The organism is Streptomyces sp. NPDC001530 (assembly GCF_042894545.1).
In the GTDB taxonomy this organism is placed as follows: Bacteria; Actinomycetota; Actinomycetes; order Streptomycetales; family Streptomycetaceae; genus Streptomyces.
The window spans coordinates 1-20,249 of sequence record NZ_JBIAVS010000003.1 but is presented as its reverse complement, the minus strand read 5'-3'; the positions used below and the strand labels follow the sequence as shown (position 1 = coordinate 20,249).

The 20,249-nt window shown below is 69.1% G+C and carries 20 protein-coding genes; 10 read left to right on the top strand and 10 right to left on the bottom strand.

Going from position 1 to position 20,249, the window contains the following annotated elements:
* Window positions 1-234 precede the first annotated feature (234 nt).
* Window positions 235-588, top strand: a complete 354-nt coding sequence (locus tag ACFY0T_RS05405) for a helix-turn-helix domain-containing protein (protein WP_388864801.1) — start codon at window positions 235-237, stop codon at window positions 586-588.
* A 427-nt stretch (window positions 589-1,015) separates the two neighbouring features.
* Window positions 1,016-2,266, top strand: coding sequence for a tyrosine-type recombinase/integrase (locus ACFY0T_RS05400; protein ID WP_388864799.1), 1,251 nt, complete (start codon window positions 1,016-1,018; stop codon window positions 2,264-2,266).
* Between the two features lie 145 nt (window positions 2,267-2,411).
* On the opposite strand, the gene ACFY0T_RS05395 is transcribed toward ACFY0T_RS05400, so the two are convergent.
* From ACFY0T_RS05395 to ACFY0T_RS05385, 3 genes are all read right to left on the bottom strand, one after another.
* Window positions 2,412-2,780: a helix-turn-helix domain-containing protein gene (locus ACFY0T_RS05395; protein ID WP_388864797.1), complete on the bottom strand. Its 369-nt coding sequence runs from the start codon at window positions 2,778-2,780 to the stop codon at window positions 2,412-2,414.
* On the bottom strand, window positions 2,777-3,037 hold the full coding sequence (locus ACFY0T_RS05390; RefSeq protein WP_388864795.1) for a hypothetical protein: 261 nt from the start codon (window positions 3,035-3,037) through the stop codon (window positions 2,777-2,779). The genes ACFY0T_RS05395 and ACFY0T_RS05390 overlap by 4 nt, the downstream gene beginning before the upstream one ends.
* A gap of 193 nt (window positions 3,038-3,230) precedes the next feature.
* Window positions 3,231-4,157 carry an MBL fold metallo-hydrolase gene (locus ACFY0T_RS05385; protein ID WP_388864793.1) on the bottom strand — a complete coding sequence of 309 codons (927 nt, stop codon included), beginning with the start codon at window positions 4,155-4,157 and terminating at the stop codon, window positions 3,231-3,233.
* A gap of 300 nt (window positions 4,158-4,457) precedes the next feature.
* Between ACFY0T_RS05385 and ACFY0T_RS05380 the strand changes: the two genes are divergently transcribed.
* Window positions 4,458-5,294 (top strand): BTAD domain-containing putative transcriptional regulator, encoded by an 837-nt coding sequence (locus tag ACFY0T_RS05380; protein ID WP_388864791.1) that lies wholly within the window; start codon window positions 4,458-4,460, stop codon window positions 5,292-5,294.
* A gap of 44 nt (window positions 5,295-5,338) precedes the next feature.
* Here ACFY0T_RS05380 and ACFY0T_RS05375 read toward each other — a convergent pair whose 3' ends face one another.
* The 7 genes from ACFY0T_RS05375 to ACFY0T_RS05345 form a co-directional block, all read right to left on the bottom strand.
* A complete protein-coding gene (locus tag ACFY0T_RS05375; protein ID WP_388864789.1) occupies window positions 5,339-6,109 on the bottom strand; it encodes a siderophore-interacting protein in 771 nt (256 codons plus the stop codon).
* Between the two features lie 72 nt (window positions 6,110-6,181).
* Window positions 6,182-6,988, bottom strand: a complete 807-nt coding sequence (locus ACFY0T_RS05370) for a BTAD domain-containing putative transcriptional regulator (protein WP_388864787.1) — start codon at window positions 6,986-6,988, stop codon at window positions 6,182-6,184.
* Between the two features lie 94 nt (window positions 6,989-7,082).
* Window positions 7,083-8,669, bottom strand: a complete 1,587-nt coding sequence (locus tag ACFY0T_RS05365; RefSeq protein ID WP_388864785.1) for a phytoene desaturase family protein — start codon at window positions 8,667-8,669, stop codon at window positions 7,083-7,085.
* Window positions 8,656-9,462, bottom strand: coding sequence for an SDR family NAD(P)-dependent oxidoreductase (locus tag ACFY0T_RS05360; RefSeq protein WP_388864783.1), 807 nt, complete (start codon window positions 9,460-9,462; stop codon window positions 8,656-8,658). Before ACFY0T_RS05360 ends, ACFY0T_RS05365 begins: the two co-directional genes overlap by 14 nt.
* Window positions 9,463-9,569: 107 nt before the next feature.
* Window positions 9,570-10,046: a hypothetical protein gene (locus ACFY0T_RS05355; protein WP_388864781.1), complete on the bottom strand. Its 477-nt coding sequence runs from the start codon at window positions 10,044-10,046 to the stop codon at window positions 9,570-9,572.
* An 84-nt stretch (window positions 10,047-10,130) separates the two neighbouring features.
* A complete protein-coding gene (locus tag ACFY0T_RS05350) occupies window positions 10,131-10,610 on the bottom strand; it encodes a MarR family winged helix-turn-helix transcriptional regulator (protein WP_388864779.1) in 480 nt (159 codons plus the stop codon).
* 88 nt (window positions 10,611-10,698) lie between these two features.
* Complete coding sequence (locus ACFY0T_RS05345) at window positions 10,699-12,339, bottom strand: alpha/beta hydrolase (RefSeq protein WP_388864777.1); 1,641 nt, start codon at window positions 12,337-12,339, stop codon at window positions 10,699-10,701.
* 326 nt (window positions 12,340-12,665) lie between these two features.
* On the opposite strand from ACFY0T_RS05345, the gene ACFY0T_RS05340 reads away from it, so the two are divergent.
* The 7 genes from ACFY0T_RS05340 to ACFY0T_RS05310 all read left to right on the top strand — a co-directional run.
* Complete coding sequence (locus tag ACFY0T_RS05340) at window positions 12,666-14,000, top strand: beta-ketoacyl-[acyl-carrier-protein] synthase family protein (RefSeq protein ID WP_388864775.1); 1,335 nt, start codon at window positions 12,666-12,668, stop codon at window positions 13,998-14,000.
* Window positions 13,997-15,220, top strand: a complete 1,224-nt coding sequence (locus ACFY0T_RS05335) for a ketosynthase chain-length factor (RefSeq protein ID WP_388864773.1) — start codon at window positions 13,997-13,999, stop codon at window positions 15,218-15,220. The genes ACFY0T_RS05340 and ACFY0T_RS05335 overlap by 4 nt, the downstream gene beginning before the upstream one ends.
* Before the next feature lie 78 nt (window positions 15,221-15,298).
* Complete coding sequence (locus ACFY0T_RS05330) at window positions 15,299-15,562, top strand: acyl carrier protein (protein WP_388864772.1); 264 nt, start codon at window positions 15,299-15,301, stop codon at window positions 15,560-15,562.
* Between the two features lie 89 nt (window positions 15,563-15,651).
* Window positions 15,652-16,437, top strand: a complete 786-nt coding sequence (locus tag ACFY0T_RS05325) for an SDR family NAD(P)-dependent oxidoreductase (RefSeq protein ID WP_388864770.1) — start codon at window positions 15,652-15,654, stop codon at window positions 16,435-16,437.
* 61 nt (window positions 16,438-16,498) lie between these two features.
* A complete protein-coding gene (locus ACFY0T_RS05320; RefSeq protein ID WP_388864768.1) occupies window positions 16,499-17,443 on the top strand; it encodes an aromatase/cyclase in 945 nt (314 codons plus the stop codon).
* A gap of 185 nt (window positions 17,444-17,628) precedes the next feature.
* Entirely contained in the window at window positions 17,629-19,218 is a 1,590-nt protein-coding gene (locus ACFY0T_RS05315; protein ID WP_388865654.1) for an acyl-CoA carboxylase subunit beta, read from the top strand.
* 51 nt (window positions 19,219-19,269) lie between these two features.
* Window positions 19,270-20,249, top strand: a 980-nt coding sequence (locus ACFY0T_RS05310) for an acetyl/propionyl/methylcrotonyl-CoA carboxylase subunit alpha (protein WP_388864767.1), incomplete at its 3' end; no start/stop codon positions are given.

Below are 20,249 nucleotides of genomic sequence, written 5' to 3'. Positions count from 1 at the left end.
GTGCCCCTTCGTGGCCGAGAGTTGATGCCGTGTGACCGAATGTGGAAGCGGTCCAACGGCCTCGTTTCCACATTCAAGGTTGGATGTGGATGGATGTCAAGTGATCTGACTTGGAAAAAAAGTCTTGGCCAGGGCTTCTGCATATGCCAGGGCTTCCGAATGTGGAAATCAAAGCAGGTCAACTGTGCTGCTGTGACTTGTAGCGAATGTGGATAGTGCCCGATGCTTCTACATGTGGATGACCTTGCGAAGCTCATCGAGCGCGTGATGCGGGAACGGGACTGGACTCTGTCCACCCTGGCCCGGCGCTCCAACATCTCCACATCCACGCTGCACTCCTGGAAGAGCGGGGACCGCGCCACCGGAAGCCGCGGCCCCTCCCCCGCCTTGCTGCGCAAGTTCGCCGAGGGCGCCGGCCTGACCGTCGCCGAAGTCTTCGAGGCTGCCGGGCGGACCATCCCCGCTCCCATGGACGCCGAGTCGGAGGGCCGCTTCCTCCACCTGTGGCGGTCCCTGGAAGCCGAGGACCGTCGGGTCATCGAGGCGACGATGCAGGCGATGAGCGAGCGCTCCCAGTCCCGGTCCTGATCCGAAAATCAGGCGTTCGTCGTACAACCTTTTGCGTACTACGTTTTCGCATCACCGATCTCGTATGCGTGCTTCACGAACGGTAGTTGACAGCGGTACTGTCAAACCTCCGCCGTAACCTCCACCTGCGGCCGGGCCAGTTGAGCCGAGTCATAGGCCTCAGGGGGTCGTATGTGCGCAACCGTGATCGTGGAGGATGCTGACCCGATCGCGCCGCGATGGGACCGCGACCGAGTGGCGATCGTCATCGGTGAAGGTCTCGACTATTTCCAGGCGTTGAAGCAAGTCAGGGCCATGTTGATCTGGCTGGGTGCCCCACAGCTCGGGCTGGGTGCGACATGCTGGTGCGGGGAGTTCATAGCGGTCCCGAAGCCGAAGCCGCGGGTCCCCGTCCAGCGAACTGCGCACCGGCGCGAGGAGGTCCGCCATGCCCCGTAAGGCCCGCAACAATCCCAGGCAGATCCGCATCAAGTCGTGCGGCTGCAAGGCGTGCACGGAAGCGTTCCGGCCCGGTGAAGTCCACACCCGCAAGGACTGCACCGGGCCGTGGCAGGCCCGCTACCGGGACCCGTCCGGCCGACAGCGCGCGAAGACGTTCAAGGGCAAGGACGCCAAGAGGCGGGCCGAGGGGCACCTCGACAAGATGCGGGATCAGGTCCGGTCCGGGAGCTTCACAGACCTCGACCGCGGCAAGGTGACGATCGACGAGTGGCATCCCAAGTGGGCGGCGACCCTGCGGATCGGCGACAACACGCAGGAGACCGCGGGCAGCGTGTGGAGCAACCACGTGCAGCCGCACTTCGGTTCGTGGCCGCTCGTGTCCATCGGCCACCTCGACGTCGAGGAGTGGGTCGCGAAGCTGACCACCGTCGTCGGCAAGGGGACGATCGACAAGGCGTTTCAGATGCTCGACCGGATGATGGCTGCGGCCGTCCGGGACCGGCGTATCGCCCTCAACCCGTGCGACGGGGTGAAGTTGCCGAAGGGTCAGCCGAAGCATCCGGACGACATGATGCCGCCGACCTACGACCAGCTCGCAGACATCCGCGCCCAGCTGTCGGAGCACTTCCATCCGATGCTCATCGTCGCCGAGGAGACCGGCCTGCGCTGGGGCGAGCTCGTCGGGCTGCGCCGCTGCTGGGTGAACTTCGAGGACGGCAGCATCCAGGTCCGCGAGACGGTCATCCAGGTGCACGGCAAGCCGGTCCGCAAGGCATACCCGAAGTCGGCGGCCGGCAGCCGGACGGTGCCGCTGTCGTCGCGGGCCGCCCACGTCCTGAAGGCGCACCTGGAGAAGCATCCCGCCTCTCAGGAGCGCACTTCGCCGGGTAGCGGCATGCACGCCGAGGAGCTGGTGTTCCGCGGGGCTCGCGGCGGGGTGCTGGGGCGCTCCAACTTCTGGCGGTTGTGGATTGCGGCCACCGAGGCGGCCGGGGTGGCGCGGCAGGTGGTGAATCCGGTGACGGACCGGGTCGAGCGCTGGCCGCACTTCCATGACGTGCGGCACGCGTTCGCGTCGAGGCTGCACGAGCTGGGTGTGCCGGAGGCCAACGCGCAGAAGATTCTGGGGCACGAGCGCGGCGCGAAGATCACGTGGCTGTACACGCACGCGAGCGCGGACTCGCTCACGAGTGTGCGGGCGGCACTCGATGGCGGCGGGCTGCGACGGGTTGTGTAGCGGTCCGCGCAGAGTCCACAACCCGTCCACGCGCCCACATCCGCTCACATCAACTGACATCCAATATTGCGAGTGGGCACAACCCCTCTGAGCTGGGCTTTTACCGCCCGGGAGTCGTCCACCTGTGTGGATACAGCGTCCACAATCACTGCATCTTTTCCCTGTTCAGGTAGTTGTAGACGGTGAAGCGGCTCACGCCTAGGGCGCTCGCGACGGTCTCCACGCCATGCCGTACGGAGAAGGCTCCGCGCGCTTCCAGTATGCGCACGACCTCCTGCTTGGCCTTGCGGTCGAGGTCGGCCAGCGGCTTGCCCTGCTTGCGCTCCAGGGCGGCCAGGATGTGGTCGAGCGAGTCGGCGAGCTGGGGCAGGCGAACGGCGACGACGTCCACGCCCTCCCAGGACAGCACGACATCGTCGGCGCCGGCCTGGTCGGGCGGCAGCATCTCGCCCCCCATGGCGTCGACCAGCGGCTTGACCGCCGAGACGAAGGGGTCGTCCCCGAATCCGGTCACCGCTCACCCTCCCCGACCGCGCCGACGACGTTCACCTGCAGCGAGACCCGGGTGGCGCCCGCCTCCAGGGCCTTGCGCAGCAGCGCGTCGACCGCGGTGAGCACCGCGTCCGCGCCGCCCTCCGCGGTGTTGCCGAACGGACCGACGTCCACGGCGTCCAGCTCGGCCGCCTCGATGACCTCACGGGCGACCAGCGCGTGCGGGGGCGCCTCGTCGAGGTCGAAGGGCTCGGTCGTGAACTCCACTCTCAATCGCATTGCACTCCCACAACGGACTCGGCTCGGGCCGCCGCAAGGGCGACCCTGGCCCAGACGGGCTTCGCCCCATGATGCACGCCGAACAGAGCCGGCCGGCGAGATGCCGACGACAACCCCGGGGCCGGCGCCCTGTTCGCGTCGGGCCCCGGGCACCGTCAGGCTCCGCAAGGGAGGGCAGCCCACCGCAGAACCGTCAGGCTCCGCAGTGAGGCAGCCCGCCGCAGAACGCGACCATGTCCTCGAAGGCGCCCTGCACATCGACGGGTGCCGCGGCAAAGGCCCCGTGGTACTCGGCGTAGGCCCGGACCAGATTGCCCACCAGCCGTTCGCTGTCGAGGAGTTGGGCGTACGGTCCGGGACCGGCCGCCCGTGCCAGCTCCAGAGGATCGAGCCCGTCGGCGATGCCCGCACTCGCCAGCTCGCGGACCCAGCGCAGATAGTCCGCGTTCGTATCGAGCAGCTCGGGTCCGCACAGCGGGCCGTGCCCGGGTACGACATGCAGCGGTTCGAGCGCCCGCAGCCGGTCCAGCACGCGCAGTGAACCGGACAGCGACCCCATGAGCACGAAGGGGGTCGCGCCGGAGAAGAGCAGGTCCCCGGCGAAGAGCACCCGCTGGTCGGGCAGCCAGACGACGGTGTCACCGGCCGTGTGTCCCGGGCCCAGGTGCAGGAGCTCCACGCGGATGCCCGCGGTCGGCAGTGTCATGCGGTCCCGGTAGGTGACGTGGGGCGCGGTCACCTGTATGCGCCCCCAGTCGACCTGCGGCCACAGGCCGGTCAGTGCCAGGCCGTGTTCGGCCATCTCCGCCGCGGCACGCTCGTGGGCCACGATGGTGGCGCTCGGGGCGAAGAGGTGGTTGCCGAAGGTGTGGTCGCCATGGCTGTGGGTGTTGACCACGGTGGTGACCGGGCGCGGGGAGAGGGTGCGGACCGTCTCGCGCAGCAGACGTGCCCGCGCTTCGGTCGCCGCGGTGTCCACGAGCACGGTGCCCTCGCCGCCGACCACGATGCCGGCGTTGTTGACGCACCAGCCACCGTCCGGCTGGAGATAGGCGTACACGCCCTCGGCCAGCTGTTCGACCTGGTACGTGATGAAGGTGTTTCGGGTCATGGCGTCCATGTCACGCTCCACGGGATGGCGTCAAGAACAGGAGAACCGAATGCGCCACAGAATCACTCAAGCCCGTTCGACACGGGCCGCGCACGGGCACCGAATTAATTGAATAATCCACGAGGCCGACTCCCGGATCACTGAATCGAATCAACACACTTCCCACCTCCCGCTTTCCCTCGCCTTAACAAACAGACGCCGGATCGACACAAGGTGAACTCACCCGAAAAGCGTTGACATGCCGCCCGGTAACTCTTGTAGCCTTCAAATTGCGATGAGACACCGCGCATTTTGACGGGGGAGCGAAAGGTGAACATTGGAATTCTGGGTCCCTTGGTCGTGCGGTCGAGCGGTGGCGACGCCACGCCCTCCGCACCCAAGCCACGGCAGTTACTGGCACTGCTCGCGGCCCGGATGGACGAAGCGGTCTCCATGGACGTGCTGATCGACGAGATATGGGAGGGCCGCCCTCCAGCCAGCGCGGTGACCGTCGTACAGACCTACATCGTGCGGCTGCGGCGGGCACTCGCCGACGCCTTGCGGATCGGCTCCGACGACGTGGCCGACGCGGTACTGCCCTTCACGGGCTGGGGGTATCGCCTGGTGTCGGGTGCGGATACGACCCATGACGTGAAGGCGTTCCTGCGCTGCGCCGAGTTGGGGCGCGACGCTCTGGCCGCGGGGGCGAACGACCAGGCGGCGGTGATGCTGCGCCGGGCGCTGCGCATGTGGCGCGGACCGGCGCTGGCGGGCGTCCGGCTCGGGCCGCACCTGCGCGCACATCGCACCCATCTCGAGGAATGCCGCCTCGCGACCGTCGAGCAGCGTGTGGAAGTAGATCTGCGACTCGGATATCACCACGAACTGATCAGCGAATTGTCCGGGATGGTCCTGCAGCATCCGCTCCATGAGAATCTTCATTCCCTCTTCATGGTTTCGCTTTACCGGTCAGGGCGGCCCGCGCAGGCCCTCAGCACTTTTCAGAAACTTCGGAAAAATCTCCGTGACGAGCTGGGAATAGACCCTTCACCGCGCCTGAACAATCTGCATCAGGCGATTCTTGTGGCCGATCCCTCACTGGACGCAGAAATACAGTCCAGGCTGTTCAGGCTGGAGCTGGACCTGCCGTCGGGACGCGTCCTGTGAGACCGTCGGCGGCCGGATGAGACCGTCGACGGCCTGCCGGTTCGCTAATCCATGCCGCGCTTCCCGGGTGTCCAGTACGGCTTGACCCGTACGGACCTGCGCGGCCACTGGCGCTCCCTCACCAGCTGATCCCGTACGGCCTGGCACGTGCGGGCCTCGCCGGCGAGGTACGCGACCCCGGGTTCCTCGGGCAGGTCGAGCGCGCGAACGGCCGCGACCAGCGAGGCGGACCGGGTGGCTGCCGCGCTTCCCCGGAAACCCCACGTCAGCTCCGAGGACCTCGGCAGCGCCAACCGGTCCTGCGGGCCGGCGACTTCGACGGCGCCGTGGACGCGGGCGCTGTCCGGCAGCGCCCGCAGCATCGCGCCGAAGGCCACCGACGCTGTCTCCTCCCCCACGAACAGGTGGTACGCCGCCGACTCGGCGGTGACGAACCGCCCCTCGGGCTTGCGGAAGGTGACCTCGTCCCCCACCCGGAGAGAACGGGACCAGCGGGCACCGGGACCGTCCCCGTGGTCGAGGACGCACAGCTCCAGCCCTTCCCCGTCGTACGACCACACGGAGTAGGTCCGCAGCACATCGCGCAGGGCCCCGGCCCAGAGCGGGGCCTGCACATCCTTCACATGCACCCTCACGTGCTGGCCCGGTGCCCAATCCAGCCCGCACACGTTCCGCCCGGTGATACGGATCAGGCGCATGCGCGGTGTCGCCTGCTCGAGATGCTCGACCCGTCCGCGTACGAAGTACAGATCGAGCAGCGGGTCGAGGACGAGGTCGACCGGACGGCGCCGAGTCGGGTTCGCTTCGGGTGGCATCCACACACTCCCTGGTTGGTGGGAAGATCGGGGACTGTCGGGAAGAACGGGTCCGATCCGGGTCGGCGCCGGCTACGGCGAACACCCCGCCCGCAGCGGCTCGCCGGGCTCCGCGCGCGGGGTCGCGTCGAGAACTGCCTGCCGCAGATTGCGTACACGCGGTGAAGGGTCGATTCCCAGTGCCTCACGGAGGTTCGTTCGCAGCCGCTCGAAGGCGTCGAGGGCGCGGGCCGGCTGTCCGGCGCGGTAGAGCGCGATGATGAGGAGCGCGCACAGGTTCTCGTGGAGCGGATGTCGCTCCACCAATCCCGTCAGCTCGTCGATCAGTTCGTGATGCCGTCCGATGCGCAGATCCGCTTCCACGCGCTGTTCGATGACGCCGAGCCTGCTCTCCGTCAGGCTGGTCCGGTGCGCCAACAGGTGCGCCCCCACGCGCACATCCGCCAGCGCGGGCCCCCTCCAGACCTGCAGCGCCCGGCGCAGCAGCGCGGATGCCTGGTCGTTCTCGCCGTTGAGCAGTGCGCGTCGGCCCTGCTCCGCGTACCGGGCGAACACGCTCGCGTCCGACCGTTCACGGTCGACGACCAACCGGTATCCCCATCCGGAGTACGGGAGTATCTCGCGGGCCACTTCGGCGGTGCTGGCTCCCCGTGCGCGGGCCAGCGACTGGCGCAGCTGCATGATGTAGGTCTGGAGCACGGTCAGCACGTGGGCCGGCGGGTCGTCCTGCCACAACTCGTCCACCAGCAGGTCGACGGGAACCACCAGGCCCGCGCGAGCGGCCAGCAAAGCGAGCAACTGCCGTGGTTTGGGGGCGGTCGGCACCGCTTGTCCGCCGGTGGACCGTACCGTCAAGGGGCCGAGGATTCCGATGTCCACCTTGCTCACCTCCCCGCGTACCAGGGCGGCCGGGCCGACCGGGCGGGCGACTGTGCTGTCGCCCCACGAGTCGGCCGAGCCGCCCCGCGAACTTCTATTCCGACAGGTCAACGGTGGGCCGTTGACCGGATATCACGTCGTCGAAGTCATATCCGAGGTCGCTGAGAATGGACCGGGCTCCGGCTCTCGCCCCGCCGGTGACCCCTGATCCGGGGTGTGTGGACGGCCCCACCAGATAGAAGCCCTCCGCGGGCAGTCGGTAGCCCATGTTGGGCAGGGGCCGGTATCCCATGAACTGGAAGAGCTGCGAACCGAAGTGACCCGGGTCGCCGTTCGGCCACGACGCGTTGAACCGCTCGCCGTCCACCGGACTGTCGATCACCCTCGCGAGTACCTTGTCGGGGCCCATGTTCGTGGTGAGGCCGCAGAAGGTCTCGAATACGCGGTCGAAGAGTTCTTCCTTGCGCTCGTCCCAGCTCCCCTGCTCCAGTTCGAGGGGGGCGTAGCTCAGCAGGTAGAGGGTGTGCTGCCCGGCCGGCGCGCGGGTCGGATCCCAGGCGCTCGCCACGGCGATACTCGGCATGTTGCTGATCGGAACGCCGTACTTCAGGCCGTCGAAGGTCCGCATCAGCTCGGGCAGGGGAACCGCGATCTCCTGGAAGCCCGCGCTGCCCACCTCGGGACCGGCCTTGAACATGGGCGCCTCGCTCAGCGCCAGATGTCCGGTCAGCAGGGCGAAGCCGACCGGTTTGATCCGCCTCACCTTGCGTTCCCAGTCGGCCCCGAAGCGATGGTCGACCATCGCGGGAAGCTGTTTGATGTTCACGTCGGCGACGACCGCCCGCCGGGCCTCGATGTGTTCACCCGAGCGCAGGGCGACCCCGGTCACGCGGTCGCCCGCGAAGAGGAACCGTTCGACGGGTGCCGCGGTCCGGATGGTCCCGCCGTATTCCTCCACTGCGTCGACCAGTGCGGTCGTCAGCGACCCCGACCCACCGACCGCGTAGCCGAGTCCATAGCGGTGGATGACGGGCACCATCATCAACAGGAAGGCGCCGGTTCCGCCTTCTTCCGGCGCGGCCAGGATCTCCGAGACCCATCGGGCCAGCGCGGCGCGGACCTTCGGGCTCTCGAACCATTCGTTGACGACGTCCAGGTAGCTCATCATGAGCATGCGCAGCAGCTCCTGGCCGACCTCGGTCTGGTCCAGCCCGCCGAGGAACGCTCCGAGCGGGGGCGGCGGTTCGAACAGGCTCGCCATGAGCATGTCCAGCAGTTGATCGGCGAACGCGTGGAAGCGCAGATAGCTCTCCGCGTCCCGCGGCGAGATCCTGGCAATCGTCTCGGCCGTCTTGTGCACGTCCCGGTAGAAGGCGATGTAGTCGCCGTCCGCGAAGGTGACGGCGATGCTGGGGTCCGGGAACACGTACCGGAGTCCGTGGCGCGACAGCAGGCCCAGCTCGTCGTTGCGGATCAGCGGATTGCCTTGGATGAAGATGTGCGCGATCGCGTGCAGATCGTGGTGGAACCCGGGCAGGGTCACCTCGCGCGTGATCACGCCACCGCCCACGTAGTCCTTCGCCTCCAGCACCACCACGTCCAGGCCCGCCTTGGCGAGGTAGGCCGCGGCCGTCAGTCCGTTGTGACCGCCGCCGACCACCACCACGTCATGCTGCGTCATGGGAAGTCCCCTCGACCTCGGCCGCGCGCGGCGGCGGGCCGTTCCCGCGATCGCGCTGGAAGCCCCCGTCGATGTCCCAGACCGATCCGGTGACATAGCTGCTGACATCACTGTCCAACAGGGTCACCGCGGGTCGCGCGATCTCGTCGGCGGTCGCGATCCGCTTGATCAGATTCGTGGCGATCACCGAGTCCTCGAGACCGGGGATGTGCTGGGCTCCGACGCGCAGACCGGGGGTGTCGGTGATGCCCGCGCACACGGCGTTGACGCGGATCCCCAGGGGCGCCAGTTCGATAGCCCAGGTGGGCACGAGATAGTGCAGTGCCGCTTTGGTGGCTCCGTAGATGCCCATTCCGGGCGTGGGCGTGCGGCCGATGGACGACGAGACGACCACGGCGGAGGCACCTGGACGCTCCGCCATCGCGGGCACTGCCGCGTTCATCGTGGCGATGGTGCCGCGCAGATTGACCGTGATCACTCGGTCGACCTCGCTCAGGGGCTGCTGCGCGAGCGCTCCCGGGATCAGGATCCCCGCGTTGCAGACCAGCAGGTCGAGGCTTCCGTGCACATCGACCGCGTGGTCCACGGCGCGCTGCGCCGATTCCGCGTCCGCCATGTCACCGGCGACCCAGGTTGCCCAGGGGCCCAGCCGTCCGGCCGCGGCGGCCAGCGGTCCCTGCCGCCTCGCTGTCAGCACGACCTGCGCGCCTGCCTCGATCAGCGCTGCGGCGATGGAGAACCCGATGCCTTCGCTCGCGCCGGTGACCAGCGCGGTCTTCCCTGCGACGGCCATCTCAGGCGGCCCTCCGTCGACGGTGGCGCCCATACTCTGCGTACCGCCCGTGCGGGCGGGTGACCGGCATCTGATCCGGCATGGCTTGTCCTTCCGGAGGGTGGTCCTTACGACGGTGCGTCGGCGGACACGGGCTGCTTCCGCCGGCGCCGGGAGGCGGCGGAGAGCAGCCTGCCGTCGCGGGCGTTGAGCCCCAGCAGCGTGATGTTCACGGCGCCGCCGATGAGTTCGACGGTCTGGATCAGCGAGAACTGCGTACCGAAGTCACGGTCCGCGGCCAGTGACTGCAGGGTGACGGCGCAGGGAACGAGCACCAGGAGTCCCACGGCGGCGGCCGCCGCCGTGCGCCGCTGCTTGCGGCGGATGAGCGGGGCGCGGCGGCGACCGCTGCTCAGGGAGCGGCCGGAGGCTCCGGCGATCGCCATGCTCGGCACGAGAACCAGCAGCGCCAGGGCGATGGACGTCTTGACGACCGACACGGCGTGGTCGTCGCCGAAGATCTCGACGAGGACCGAAGACGTGAAGAACAGCGTGATGAGTGACAGTGCGAGCACTCCGGCGGCGGCGTGCACACGTGATTTCACGGTCTTCTCCCCAGTGCGATGGACGAGACGGATCTTCCTGACGTCTCGTTGTGCGTCAAAGGGGGCCACCGACCTTGCGGGAGGTCAGGGACTCCCGGTGGACTCCAGGGTTTCGATGACGCGCGCGATCGTGCTCAGCAGCGTGGCGATCTCCGAGGCGTCGAGACCGCCGGTCGCCAGATCGTTGACCTCGTGTGCGGCGGCGATCAAAGGCTCCTGGAGCTCACGGGCACGCTCGCTCAGCAGCACCTGTGCCTGGCGTCTGTCCCGCGGATCCGGGACACGGTGGATCAGTCCGTCCCGCTCCATCCGCTGGAGGGTGTTCGCCATCGTCGGCTGTTCGATCTGTACGCGGTCGCACAGCTCCCGCTGGGTCAGTCCCTCCTGCTCGTAGAGCGCAAGCAGTTGGGCGAACTGGCCGGGCACGACGCCGTATCGCTCGATCTTCAGCCGCAGGGCGCGTTCCAGCAGGCGCGCGAGGTGGTTGACCTGGTAGCCGAGCGATGCCTCACGCGGCAGCTGGTTCGACTGCTGGATCGCCACGCCTTCGGGTCCGACCGCCACAGCCACCTCCGTGCACAGGTTCTGTCGAGTCGATTAGCCCATAGCTTGCTATGTATGTCAACGCGGCCCGCCCCGTGCCCGGCCCGGGTCAGCGCGCCACGACTCCGAGCCGCTCGGACATCCAGTCGCAGAAGCGCGGGATGAAGTCGCCGAAGTAGTTCGTGGCGACATGGCGCTCGCCGGGGTAGCGGATCAGCTCGGTCTCTCCCGCAGCCCACTCCAGCATCCGTTCGCAGGACTCGATCGGGATGATCGTGTCGAGTTCTCCGTGGATGGCGAGCAGCGGGATCTGGAGGGGCGGGATGCCGCGCAGGTTCAGCGACGTACGGGCGAGCTCGTCCATCGCGGCGTCGTCGACCTGGTCGAAGACGAACCGGAAGTCCTTCTTCACCATCGCGTTGACGTCGCGGTAGGTGTCGTGGTCGAAGCCCCCGGAGAGGTTGACGCACGCCCGGAAGCCGGGGACGGTCGCGGCGGCGCGTGCGGCGAGATAGCCCCCGAAGCTCACTCCGAAGATCCCCATCCGGTCGGCGTCCACCTCCGGCCGCCGCACGACGTGCTCCATCACCGCGGCCACGACCCGCTCGAAGTCGACCGCCATCGGTGTCCTGCCGATGTGCACTCCCTGCCCCGGCCCGTCGAAGACGACCGCGCCCATGCCGCGGGCGATGAACTCGCGGGCGAAGGCGTAGAGTTCGACCTCCTTGGCCGAGTCGAGGCCGTTGACCAGTACCACGCACGGCCACGGGCCCTCGCCGCGCGGCAGCATGAGATATCCGGGTACGTCGAGTCCGTCGCTGGTGATGTCCAGGGGGTGCACCACCTCGTTCAGATACGGGATGGCGCGCTCGAACACCTCGGTGACCCGGTCCCGGCTCGCCCACTTGGCCTCCGCGTCGTCGAAGTAGAAGAACTCCGCGTAGTGGTGGCAGGCGGCGGCCTTGCGCTGGGCGGTGCGGGCGGTCTCCAGATGGCCCGCCGCCAGTGACTCCTCGGCGCGTCCCTCGTAGTGCACACCGAGTGCGGACCACCGGCGGTGCCAGTCGGCCCAGTCGTCGTGCGTGCTCTCCTTGCGCAGGTCCTTGAGCACCATGGTGATGTCGCCCCAGTCGAGGCCGGCGAGGCCGAGCCGGCTGAAGAACAGCTCACAGTTCTCGAACGTCGCCGCCGAGATCCCGTTGCCGGCGTTCCTCGGTCCCCACGCGTCGCGCAGACTGTCGCCGTCGGCGTCCGCCACGAGGTCCCGGCCGGCCTCGAGCCACTCCTTGAGTGCGGCGAGCACGTTCTCGGTGGTCCTGAAGAGCGCGTCGGCGATGCCGGACGTGCTCTTCGCGTCGTCCTGCCGCGGGACGAAGGTGTGCACGATGGCGAGACGTGCCCCGCCGTCGGCCGGCTCGATGGTCCAGCTGCCGTCCATCGCGGCGATCGCCGGGGGCAGCGTCACCATCCGGAAGTCGATACGGAACTGGTCGGGGCGGTAGCGCCGGTGCGACCGAACGCTGTTCTCACCCAGTTCGTTCGAGACCCTCATGTCCATCACCACCTCGTTGGCGCCGACCTCGGTGCGGCGGACCTCACGGGTGGTGGGGAAGATGCTCGGCCAGCGCTCGATGTCCGTGCACGAGCGCCAGAGGCGGTCGGCCGGGACACCGATGACCACGGTGTTGACGACGGAGTTCTTCACTTCGGATGCGGAGTTCTTCACTTCGGATGCCGTGTGCGTACTCAAGGAGTCCTCACATCGCGTTGATGGTGCCGGTCTCGTGACGGGGTCCCGCGCTACCGGGAACCGCGGTGCGGCGAGGTGAACGCTCTCGGGCTTCGCTCAAGGACGACTACAGGCCGACTCAAGGGCGCCGCGACCCAGGTCGGACGACCGCACCAGTGCGGCCCGACGGCCCCTTGAGCGGTCCTTGACCCGTCCTTGAGGGCACGTGGGTCTGCTCGGTGCCGCCGGACCGGTCGTCAGGCCGGCGGCACCGAGCAGACCCACGTCCCCGCGCACCGTCCCGGAGCGCGGCCGAGACGGGGACTTGGCCACGAAAGGCAACCCACATGTCAGCGACGGACTCAGCTGTGGACGCCCGCCGCACAGGCGGGCCGGGAGGCACGTCCCCGGGCCCGCGCCGGGTGGTCATCACCGGCGTGGGCGTCATCGCGCCCGGCGGCACGGGCACCAAGGCGTTCTGGGATCTGATCACTTCGGGGCGCACCGCGACCGGGCGCATCTCCTTCTTCGACCCCGCCGCGTACCGCTCCCAGGTGGCGGCCGAGTGCACCTTCGATCCGGCGCAGCAGGGCCTGACGCCCCGCGAGATCCGCCGTATGGACCGGGCCACGCAGTTCGCGGTCGCCGGGGCCCGGGAGGCCGTGCAGGACAGCGGCCTCGACTTCGGAACACCGGACCCGGCACAGATCGGCGTGACGATCGGCAGCGCGGTGGGCGCCACCATGGGGCTCGAGGAGGAGTACGTCGTCCTGAGCGACAGCGGGCGCAAGTGGCTGGTCGACCACTCCTACGGAGTGCCGCATCTGTACGGGCACTTCGTGCCCAGCAGCATCGCGGCCGAGGTCGCCTGGGCCGTCGGAGCCGAAGGTCCGGCCGCCGTCGTCTCGGCCGGCTGCACGTCCGGCATCGACTCGGTCGGCTACGCCCGCGATCTGATCGCCGAGGGCAGCGTGGACATCATGGTCGCCGGTGCGACCGACGCCCCGATCTCCCCGATCGCGGTGGCCTGTTTCGACGCCATCAAGGCGACCACTCCGCGCAACGACGAGGCGGAGCACGCCTCCCGCCCGTTCGACAAGAGCCGCAACGGCTTCGTGCTCGGCGAAGGGGCCGCGGTCTTCGTACTGGAGGAGTACGAGCACGCCCGGCGGCGCGGCGCCCATGTCTACGCGGAGATCGCCGGCTTCGCGTCCCGCTGCAACGCCTTCCACATGACGGGGCTGCGGCCGGACGGCCGGGAGATGGCGGTCGCCATCGAGACCGCCCTGGTCGAGGCCCGCACGAACCCCGAGGACGTGTCGTACGTCAACGCGCACGGCTCCGGCACCAAGCAGAACGACCGCCACGAGACCGCCGCCTTCAAGCGCAGCCTCGGGCAGCACGCCTACGACGTGCCGGTGAGCTCCATCAAGTCGATGATCGGGCACTCGCTCGGAGCGATCGGCTCCATCGAGATCGCGGCCTGCGCGCTGGCGATCGAACACGGTGTCGTGCCTCCCACCGCGAATCTGCACACCCCGGATCCCGAGTGCGATCTCGACTACGTCCCCCTCGTCGCCCGGGAACAGCGGGTGGACACAGCCCTCACCGTCGGCAGCGGATTCGGCGGGTTCCAGAGCGCCATGGTGCTGACCCGCCCCGCGGAAGGGAGCGCCATATGACCGAGAACGCGGTGGTGACCGGGCTCGGCGTGCTCGCGCCGAACGGCCTCGGCACGGAGGAGTTCTGGACGTCGACGCTCAAGGGCATCAGCGGCATCGACCGCATCACCCGTTACGACCCGAGCGGTTACCCCTCGCCGCTCGCCGGAGAGGTCCTGACCTTCGACGCGGCCGACCACCTGTCGAACCGCATCCTCCCGCAGACCGACCGCATGACGCAGATGGCCCTGGCCGCATCCGACTGGGCCCTCGCCGACGCCGCCGTGGACCCGGCGACAGTGCCGGAGTTCGACATGGGGGTGGTGACCGCCAGTGCCTCCGGCGGTTTCGAGTTCGCCCAGCACGAACTGCAGAAGCTGTGGAGCAAGGGCCCCGAGTACGTCAGCGCCTACCAGTCGTTCGCCTGGTTCTACGCCGTCAACACCGGTCAGATCTCCATCCGCCACGGGATGCGCGGCCCGAGCGGCGTCCTGGTGACCGACCAGGCCGGCGGCCTCGACGCGCTCGCCCACGCACGACGGCACATACGCAAGGGCACCGGCCTCGTGATGTCCGGCGGCGTGGACGCCTCGCTGAGCCCCTGGGGCCTGGTCTCACAGATCACCACGGGACGCCTCAGCCGCTCCACCGACCCCGAGCGCGCCTACGCGCCCTTCGACGTCTCGGCCGACGGGTACGTGCCCGGCGAGGGCGGGGCGATTCTCGTGCTGGAGAGCGAGAGGGGCGCCCGGGACCGCGGCGCACGGATCTACGGCACGCTCGCGGGGTACGGCGCGACCTTCGACCCCGCACCCGGCTCCGGTCGGCGGCCCGGACTGCGCCGTGCCGTCGAACTGGCCCTGGCCGACGCGGCGGTGACCCCGCCGGACGTCGACGTGGTCTTCGCGGACGCGGCCGGGGTGCGCACCCTCGACCGGACCGAGGCCGAGGCCCTGGCCGCCGTGTTCGGCCCGCACACCGTGCCGGTCACCGCGCCCAAGACGATGACCGGCCGCCTGTACTCGGGCGCCGCGTCCCTCGACGTGACGGCGGCGCTGCTCGCCATGCGCGACGGCGTCGTCCCGCCGACCCTCCACGTCCCGGACCAGGCGGCGGACTGCCCGATCGCCCTGGTCCGGGACACCGCACGCGAGATGACCGTACGGACCGCGCTGGTCGTCGCCCGTGGCCACGGCGGCTTCAACGCGGCGATGGTGCTGCGCGCTCCGGACGGCGACTGACCGGCCGTATCGACAGCGACTGATCCGCCGGATCAGCGGCGGCACGGCAAGAGACACACGAGAGTGAGGACATCACCCATGGCGGCACGCGAGCTGACCCTTGCGGACCTGACCCGCATCCTTCGGGAGAGCGCCGGCGAGGACGAGGGCATCGACCTCGAAGGCGACATCCTGGACACCACCTTCACCGACCTCGGCTACGACTCGCTGGCGCTGCTCGAAGCCGCCAGCAGGGTCGAGCGCGAGCTGGGCGTCAAGCTCTCCGAGGACACCGTCGGCGAGGCCGAGACGCCCCGGCTCTTCCTGGCCCTGGTCAACGAGCCGGTCGCGGCGAACACATGAACCACGGGCCTTCCGGCACCCCCCAGCCGGAAGGCCCGTACCCGTTCCAAGGCCCCACCCCCGCAGGACGGACACGAGGAGAAGACAGCATGGCGAACGACAGCGCCGACGTGGTGGTCGTCACCGGCGGCACCAGCGGCATCGGCCGGGCCGTCACCGAAACCCTGGCCGAACACGGAGCGAAGGTGTTCCTCTGCGCACGCCACGAGGAGGACCTGGCCGTCACCATCAAGGAGCTGCGCGAGCGCGGGCTGGACGTGGACGGGGTCCGCTGCGACGTCCGGTCGCGCGCGGAGGTGCGGGCCTTCGTCGAGGCCGCGGTGCAGCGGTACGGCACGATCGACGCCCTCGTCAACAACGCCGGCCGCAGCGGCGGCGGAGTCACCGCCGACCTCGCGGACGAGACCTGGTACGACGTCATCGACACCAACCTCAACAGCGTCTTCCTGATGACGCGGGAGGTGCTCACCACGGGCGGCATGCGCGAGAAGCAGCGTGGCCGCATCGTCAACATCGCCTCGACGGGCGGCAAGCAGGGCGTCGTCCTCGGAGCGCCCTACTCCGCGTCCAAGCACGGAGTGGTCGGGTTCACCAAGGCGCTGGGGCTGGAACTGGCGAAGACCGGCATCACCGTGAACGCCGTCTGCCCGGGCTACGTCGAAACGCCCATGGCGCAGCAGGTGCGCACCAACTACGCGCGGATCTGGGACACGGACGAGCAGGCGGTACTGGAGCGGTTCGAGACCAAGATCCCGCTCGGCCGCTACTCCACCCCGGGGGAGGTGGCCGGTCTGGTCGGCTATCTGCTCTCGGATATCGCGGCCTCCATCACCGCGCAGGCCCTCAACGTGTGCGGCGGACTGGGCAATTACTGACACCGCCGCCCTCATCGGCCCGCCCCTCCCCGATACGCCCGACACGAAGGACGTACGAACCATGACCGACGTGCGACATGCAGTCACCGTGTCCGCAACGCCCGAGACCGTGTACGGACTCCTCGCCGACACCGCCCTGTGGCCCGTGAACTTCCCTCCCACCGTCCATGTGGAGCAGCTGGAACGGGGCGCGGAGGCGGAGCGCATCCGGATCTGGGCCGTCGCCGGGGACACGGTCAAGACCTGGACCTCCCGGCGGGAACTGGACCCCGCGGGCCTGCGCATCACCTTCCGGCAAGAGGTCTCCCAGCCGCCCGTCGCGGCGATGTCCGGAGCATGGATCCTCCAGCCGCTTCCGGACGGGGGAACGGAGGTGGTGCTCGAGCACACCTACCGCGCGATCGACGACGCCCCCGACGCCCTCGCATGGATCACCGACGTCACCGACCGCAACAGCCGCTCCGAGCTCGCCCACCTCAAGGCGCTCGCGGAGCAGGCGACGGACCGGTCGGAACTGCAGCTGACCTTCGAGGACACCATCGTCGTCGACGGCGAAATGGCCGATGTGTACGACTTCCTCTACAGGGCCCAGGAGTGGCCGGACCGGCTGCCGCACGTCTCCCGCATGGACCTCACGGAAGACGAACCGGGCGTACAGATCATGGAGATGGACACCATCACCGCCGACGGCGCCATGCACACGACCAAGTCGGTGCGTGTCTGCTTCACCGATGAACGCATCGTCTACAAGCAGGTCGTGGTGCCGCCGCTGATGACGGCCCACACCGGTGAGTGGCGCGTGTCCGCCGTACGAGGCGGAGTCGCGGTGACCTCCCAGCACACGGTGGCGATACGCCCCGAGGCGGTGGCCGGCATCCTCGGCGAGGGTGCCACGGTCGCCGACGCCCGGGAGTTCGCCCGCAGCGCGCTCAGCGGCAACAGCAGGATCACCTTGGAGCACGCCAAGGCGTTCGCCGAGAGCAGCACCGCCCGCTCGCAGGTCTGAGCAGATCCGCGGGGAGGGGGCCGTCGTCGTCCGATGGCAGGGCAGTACGCGGGAGCGGCGGCGCCCTCCCCCGACCGTCGATGTCGCCGAAAGCCTTGGAGTGGAACACCATGCGTACGGTTGAGCAGACCGCCTCGGACATCCCCTCGGGCATCCCTGGGCAGGCGTCCGGGTCGAGCCTCCGGATGGCCCCCGACCGCCCGGACGAGCACCCCCCGGACGAACGAAGCGTGCACGAACGGCTCACGGAGCTCGGCGAAATCAAGGAAACGGCGCGTCGGGGACCGGACCCGGGCGCCACGGAGCGCCAGCACTCCAAGGGCAAGCTCACCGCCCACGAGCGGATCGAACTGCTGCTGGACGACGGGTCGTTCACCGAGGTCGAGGCGCTTCGCCGACACCGCGCCACCGGCTTCGGCCTGGAGCGACGGCGACCGCACTCGGACGGGGTGGTGACCGGCTGGGGAACCGTCCACGGCCGGACCGTCTTCGTCTACGCGCACGACTTCCGCATATTCGGCGGCGCGCTGGGCGAGGCGCACGCCGAGAAGATCCACAAGCTGATGGACATGGCGGCTGGCGCGGGTGCTCCGCTGGTCTCGCTGAACGACGGGGCCGGAGCCCGGATCCAGGAAGGCGTCTCGGCGCTGGCCGGCTACGGCGGCATCTTCCGGCGCAACACCCGCGCCTCCGGGGTGATCCCGCAGATCAGCGTCATGCTCGGACCGTGCGCGGGCGGCGCCGCCTACTCCCCCGCGCTGACCGACTTCGTCTTCATGGTGCGCGGTACCTCGCAGATGTTCATCACGGGACCGGACGTGGTGCATGCCGTGACCGGCGAGGAGATCTCCCAGAACGGCCTGGGCGGCGCCGATGTGCACGCCGCCACTTCTGGCGTCGCGCACTTCGCCTACGACGACGAGGAAGCCTGCCTGGAGGACGTGCGCTTCCTCCTCGCGCTCCTCCCCGCCAACAACCGTGAACTCCCACCCGTCGTGGCGTGCGACGACCCGGCCGACCGGCGTACCGAAGCGCTCGTGGACCTGGTCCCCCACGACCCGGGCCGGGCCTACGACATGCGTACGGTCATCGGGGAGATCGTCGACGACGGGGAGTTCTTCGAGGTGCACCCCGCCTGGGCGACGAACATCGTCTGCGCTCTGGCCAGGCTCGACGGCCATGTGGTGGGGATCGTGGCCAACCAGCCCGCCTCTCTCGCGGGTGTCCTGGACATCGAGGCCTCCGAGAAGGCGGCGCGCTTCGTCCAGATGTGCGACGCCTTCAACATCCCGTTGGCGACACTCGTGGACGTGCCGGGCTTTCTGCCCGGTGTGGGTCAGGAGCACGACGGAATCATCCGGCACGGCGCGAAGCTGCTGTACGCGTACTGCAACGCGACCGTGCCGCGCGTGCAGCTGATCCTGCGCAAGGCCTATGGCGGCGCGTACATCGTCATGGACTCGCGCTCCATCGGCACCGACTTGTCCCTCGCCTGGCCGACGAACGAGATCGCGGTGATGGGCGCGGAGGGCGCCGCCAATGTCATCTTCCGTCGCGACATCGCGGCCGCCGCCGATCCCGAGGCGGTACGGCAGCAGAAGATCAAGGAGTACAAGTCGGAGTTGATGCACCCGTATTACGCGGCTGAGCGGGGCCTGGTCGACGACGTCATCGATCCGGGCGACACCCGGTCGGCACTGATTCGCTCCTTCGCGATGCTGCGGACCAAACACGCCGACCTGCCGTCCCGCAAGCACGGAAACCCTCCGCTGTGACGGCGGGCGGCCATCCGGACCACCGCGCTCGTGAGAGCGAAGGGAGCCATCGTGCGCAAGGTGCTCATCGCCAACCGTGGCGAAATCGCTGTCCGCGTGGCCCGGGCGTGCCGGGATGCCGGGATCGCGAGCGTTGCCGTCTACGCCGACCCGGACCGGGACGCGTCGCATGTCCGCGCCGCGGATGAGGCGATCGCGTTGGGCGGTGACACCCCGGCCACCAGCTACCTGGACATCGCCAAGGTGCTGCAGGCCGCCAAGGACTCCGGAGCGGATGCCATCCACCCCGGCTACGGCTTCCTGTCGGAGAACGCCGACTTCGCCCAGGCCGTCCTCGACGCGGGCCTGATCTGGATCGGCCCGCCCCCGCAGGCCATCCGCGACCTGGGTGACAAGGTCGCCGCCCGGCACATCGCGCAGCGCGCCGGTGCCCCGCTCGTCGCGGGCACCCCCGACCCGGTGAGCGGCGCCGACGAGGTCGTCGCCTTCGCCCAGGAGCACGGGCTGCCGATCGCGATCAAGGCCGCCTTCGGCGGCGGCGGACGCGGCCTGAAGGTCGCCCGCACCCTGGAGGAGGTCCCCGAGCTGTACGAGTCCGCCGTCCGCGAGGCGGTGGCCGCCTTCGGCCGCGGCGAGTGCTTCGTGGAGCGCTACCTCGACAAGCCCCGGCACGTGGAGACCCAGTGCCTGGCCGACAGCCACGGCAACGTGGTCGTCGTCTCCACCCGCGACTGCTCCCTGCAGCGCCGCCACCAAAAGCTCGTCGAGGAGGCCCCCGCGCCGTTCCTGTCGGGCGCGCAGGTGGCGGAGCTGTACTCCTCCTCCAAGGCGATCCTCAAGGAGGCCGGCTACGTCGGCGCCGGCACCGTGGAGTTCCTCGTCGGCGCGGACGGCACGATCTCCTTCCTGGAGGTCAACACCCGCCTCCAGGTCGAGCACCCGGTCACCGAGGAGGTCGCCGGCATCGACCTGGTCCGCGAGATGTTCCGCATCGCCGACGGCGAGGCCCTGGGCTACGACGACCCCGAACT